Source organism: Mesorhizobium sp. M4A.F.Ca.ET.020.02.1.1, assembly GCF_004022645.1.
In the GTDB taxonomy this organism is placed as follows: domain Bacteria; phylum Pseudomonadota; class Alphaproteobacteria; order Rhizobiales; family Rhizobiaceae; genus Mesorhizobium.
The window spans coordinates 1-713 of record NZ_RZOI01001296.1; the positions used below are offsets into that span (position 1 = coordinate 1).

The 713-nt window shown below is 66.8% G+C and carries 1 protein-coding gene; it reads right to left on the reverse strand.

Annotated features, from left to right (window positions below; translation table 11 throughout):
- Positions 1-348 precede the first annotated feature (348 nt).
- Positions 349-573 (reverse strand): hypothetical protein, encoded by a 225-nt coding sequence (locus tag EN742_RS36745; protein WP_126055271.1) that lies wholly within the window; start codon positions 571-573, stop codon positions 349-351.
- Positions 574-713 lie beyond the last annotated feature (140 nt).

Here is a 713-nt window from a genome sequence, read left to right on the forward strand (position 1 = left end):
ACCCTACCGCGCCAAGCGCGAATTCTCCCGCACGCCGGAACCCGCGGGCGGGAGAATTCGCGCTTGGCGCGGTAGGGTTTGAGTTTGGAGGGAGGCGGCATCGGTCAGGCGCCAAGGCGCAGAGCGGACAATGGCAAAGGCCGCGTTCCTTCGCGCCCCCCTCTGTCCTGCCGGACATCTCCCCCACTTGGGGGGAGATTGGCAGTTCGAGCGCCGGTGCTCCCCTTGTAACGTCGGCGATTGGCGAAAGCGGCAACTGCATCTGATCTCCCCCCTTGAGGGGGAGATGGCCGGCAGGCCAGAGGGGGGTGCTGTCCCGCCAGCCTTGCCATGATCATCCGTGAAAACTCAATCGTCGGCGGCCGGCGTGAGCTCGAGCTCAGCCGGGGTCAGCCCTTGCCTGAGCTGGCTCAGCCGGAACTCGTCGACCCAATAGGCCTCGCCGTCGACCAGCACGCGCGCGCTGTATGTGCCGCCGGAGAAGCTCTGCGCGGTGACATAGACCTTGTGGCGCTCGAGCGCCTTCTTCACCGCGGCGCGGCGGGAATTTTCTCTGGCGGCGGAACTGGCCATGGCCTCACTCGAAACACGCTGCCGCAGGGATAGCGGCAGCCCCAAGGATGGCGGAGAGCGGCGGGGGAGTCAATTTGGGGAATGCCTCCCCTCTCCCGCCAGCGGAGCCCCTAATAATCCATACCGCCCCCGGGCGGCAT